Source organism: Buchnera aphidicola (Melaphis rhois), assembly GCF_005080745.1.
Taxonomy (GTDB): domain Bacteria; phylum Pseudomonadota; class Gammaproteobacteria; order Enterobacterales; family Enterobacteriaceae; genus Buchnera_B; species Buchnera_B aphidicola_AT.
Genome location: NZ_CP033004.1, coordinates 589,254 through 593,289 on the forward strand (window position 1 = coordinate 589,254; position 4,036 = coordinate 593,289).

A 4,036-nucleotide genomic window follows, 5' to 3' on the forward strand; every position below is an offset into this window, starting at 1 on the left:
TAATAAAATAGTATCAATAGCTTGTTGTATTTTTTCTTCTAATTTAGAAAACGTTTCGAAAATCATTAATTCATATCCTTTTTAATAATATTATATTACTCATTTTTACAATTGAATAATAATCATTAAATATTTAATAAGTAATTAAAATTATTTTTAAATATGATAAATATTTGATTTAAATGTTATAATATAACGTACTAAGTATTTTTTGTTATGAAATGTTAAAATAACTTTTAACAACTACTATAATCCACAACGAATTTAATATATTTAACTATTTAAAGTAATGTTGAAAAACTACGTTACAACAATATCAAAATATTTATATATAATGAAATTATAATTGATTCTCTTAAAAGTATTAATATATATAAATATTATACATAAATTTTAAGTTTATTAAGCAATTTATAATTTCAATGAACACAAATATTTAATTCAATAAAATGATGTTTATCATATATAGTACTAATATATTTGTTTTAATTATCACATCAACTTACTTCGAAATCCAAATCATAGTATTTTTTAATAATTCCGTACCATGAATAGTCAATATAGATTCAGGATGAAATTGAAATCCACAAATTTTTTCATCATCATTACGAACAGCCATGACCATATCATTATAATAAGCATTAACAGTTAATATATTAGGAACTTTATTACAAATAAGAGAATGGTATCGTGCTGCAAAAAAAGGATTAGGAATACCACAAAACATAGCTTTTCCATCATGCTGAATTAAAGAAGCTTTACCATGTAATATTTCTCCTGCATATTTTATATGTCCTCCATACATTTTAACAATAGCTTGATGACCTAAGCAAATACCAATAATAGGAATTTTACCTCTCATTTTGTCTAATAATTCAGGCATACAACCTGCATTTTCTGGATTGCCTGGTCCAGGAGATAATATTAAAACTGGACGATACATTTTAGATATTTTTTTTATAATAATTTTAATTGATATTGTATTCCTATAAATAACAACATTATAATTATTGATTCGAAGCTGATCTACTAAATTATATGTAAATGAATCAATATTATCCAACAAAAGTATATCATTCATTATGATACTCTATATGACAGGAATGTGATTCAGAAATAGCTTGTAGTACAGCTTTAGCTTTATTTTTGCTTTCATCTGCTTCTGATTGCGGAATAGAATCTATAACTATTCCAGCTCCTGCTTGAACAATAGCTATATTATTTTCAACATACGCAGATCGAATAACAATGCAAGTATCTAATGCTCCTGAAGCAGTAAAATATCCTATTGATCCTCCATAACTACCTCTTTTTTCCTTTTCTACATATGAAATTAATTCCATTGCTCGAATTTTCGGGGCACCACTTAACGTTCCCATATTCATACATGCTTGATATGCATGAAATACATCTAAATTAGATTTTAATTTTCCGACAACTCGAGAAACTAAGTGCATAACGTGAGAATACCGATCTACTTGTGTTAAATTAGCTACATAACGAGTACCAGGATCACAAATTCTTGCTAAATCGTTTCTTGCTAAATCTACTAACATTAAATGTTCAGCTAATTCTTTATGATTTGTTCTCATTTCAAGTTCTATTCTACTATCTAAATCTAAATCTAACGATCCATTTATTTTCTTTCCCCTTGGCCTAGTCCCAGCAATAGGATAAATTTCAATTTGTCTAGACGATACATCATATTTTAAAGCACTTTCTGGAGAAGCACCAAACAAAGTGAAATGAGAATCTTGCATAAAAAACATATACGGGCTAGGATTATTTTTTTTTAAAACATCATACGCTGCCAAAGAATCAATACATGGCAAATAAAATCGTCTCGATGGAACTACCTGAAAAATTTCTCCAATTAATATTAATTTTTGCATTTCTTCAATAATTTTAATATATTCTTTATCTGTCTTATTGCAAGTTAATACCATTTTTTTTAAAAAAATAGGTTGTAATGGATAAAAAGAACTAGATAATTGTTTTTTTATCATTAACAGTCTAGACTGTAGTCTATTTTTTTCAAATATGTCTGAAGAAAATAAGCTAGCTTGTATATAACAAGTTTTTTTTTTATGATCTAATACTAATAAAGTTTCAGCCAAGTAAAAACAAAAGTCAGGACAAGATTGAGTAGTTTTTAATTTTGGAAGATTTTCAAAATTAGTAATTAAATCATATGAAAACAATCCACCAAAAAACATAGATTTAGACACTTTGTTGTTTTTAGTACTATTTATTAAGAATCGTATTGAATCAAATATAGATAATACATGTAATTTTTTATCCTCATCTAAGTTCATAGAAATTAAAGGAAATTCAATTTTTAATAAATTTTTATTAACCAATATTTTTACTGATTTTGGCAGCAAAGATATAAAAATTGGTAATAGACTTTCTCCATTTTTTGTTAATGCTTCTAATACAACTATTTGATTTAATGCTGAGATACGTAAAGCAGAATCTATAATCATCATACTTTCTAAACTATCTCTTTTATTAATTTCAGCAGATTCTAAGAGTAATGTATTACTTTTATTTCGGCAGATTTGATGAAAAACAATTGTTGGATTAGATTGGTATAAAGCTTCAACTTTTAAAACATCCATTCTTTTAAGACGTTTATTCATTTTGTCTTATTCCAAATTTTTACTATATTTGTATTAAGTTTAAATAATTAAAATTACTATGTTATTATTCTACTATACTGATAATATGATTTATTTTTATTTATATAACACATTATCAAATATATTTTACGACATAATATAAATTAGTTTTAAATCGTTATTAATTTTAAATATTTTGTATGTTTAATAGTAACTCCTAATAAATTACTATAATTAATCGTTATTTACAAACATATTATACGATTAAAAAAACGAATAATTTATATAAATTAAAATAATTTAATAAATTTAATGTATTTATACACTTAATGCTACAACAAATAAACGATTTCTGTTGTTGCATTCAAACAAAGCTAAATAGCATAAATAATATAATAATTACAATTATTAAGAAAACCTAACATTTTTAAATTACGTATGCAATTTTCTTGGTTTTATAAATACTTTGATAAACTTTTGAATAGTTAAAAAACATGTTATCTTGTAAACTAAGCATAAATATATCTAATACCAAAATATTACAAAGGATTTTAATATGAATGATTGGACTATAGCGAAAGTAATAGAAATTAAAAAATGGAAAAACAACTTATTTAGTCTTATTTTAAATGCATCTATTTATCCTTTTGTGGCTGGGCAATTTTCCAGAATATCGTATTTAACACAAGATGGAAAAAAAATCCAAAAAGCTTATTCGTATGTTAATGCTCCTAAAGATAGACATTTAGAATTCTATATAACACTTATACCAAACGGACAATTAACTCCATATTTATATAAATTATCAAAAACAGACAAAATTATGATAAAAAGAACAGCATCTGGATTTTTTACTTTAAATGAAATTCCATCTTGCAAAAACTTATGGATGTTTGCTACTGGAACAGGTATTGGTCCTTATCTTTCTATATTAAAAGATAAAAATGGTACACATAAGTTTGAAAACATTATACTTGTACATGCAGTGCGATACTATGATGATTTAACATATTTGTCTTTAATGTCAAATTTAAAACAACAATATAAAAGACAATTACATATACAAACAATAATTAGTAGAGAAGTTATTAATTTTTCATTGTGTGGGAGAATTCCTAAACTACTAGAAAATAATAAATTGGAAAATACATTAGGTTTTAAAATAAATAAAGATACATGTCACGTTATGCTATGCGGAAATCCAAGCATGGTTAAAGATACACAAGAATTTCTAATAAAAAATAGAAATATGAAAAAACATCTCAGAAAAAAACATGGTCAAATAACTAGTGAAAATTATTGGTAAAATAATAACTTACATCAAATAAAATTAAAGATATTAAATACAATTTTTTATTAGAAATTAATATTTAAGTTAAATTTTAAATAATTTTAACGTGATATAAATTATTTTA

2 protein-coding genes and 1 pseudogene are annotated in these 4,036 nt (G+C 23.9%); 1 reads left to right on the top strand and 2 read right to left on the bottom strand.

Features of this window, described 5'->3' with window-relative positions; genetic code table 11:
• Window positions 1-514: 514 nt before the first annotated feature.
• Both D9V73_RS02755 and D9V73_RS02760 read right to left on the bottom strand, forming a co-directional pair.
• Window positions 515-1,081 (bottom strand): annotated as a pseudogene (locus D9V73_RS02755) (glutamine amidotransferase-related protein); the annotation flags it as partial.
• A complete protein-coding gene (locus tag D9V73_RS02760) occupies window positions 1,074-2,642 on the bottom strand; it encodes an anthranilate synthase component 1 (protein WP_158336743.1) in 1,569 nt (522 codons plus the stop codon). The pseudogene D9V73_RS02755 and the gene D9V73_RS02760, both read right to left, overlap by 8 nt.
• 535 nt (window positions 2,643-3,177) lie before the next feature.
• Here D9V73_RS02760 and D9V73_RS02765 point away from each other — a divergent pair.
• Entirely contained in the window at window positions 3,178-3,927 is a 750-nt protein-coding gene (locus D9V73_RS02765) for an FAD-binding oxidoreductase (protein ID WP_158336744.1), read from the top strand.
• The last annotated feature ends 109 nt before the right edge of the window (window positions 3,928-4,036 follow it).

Bases quoted from the DNA above. Each gene is read 5' to 3' on its own strand.
- D9V73_RS02760 (WP_158336743.1), bottom strand. From the start codon at position 2,642: ATGAATAAACGTCTTAAAAGAATGGATGTTTTAAAAGTTGAAGCTTTA.
- D9V73_RS02765 (WP_158336744.1), top strand. From the start codon at position 3,178: ATGAATGATTGGACTATAGCGAAAGTAATAGAAATTAAAAAATGGAAA.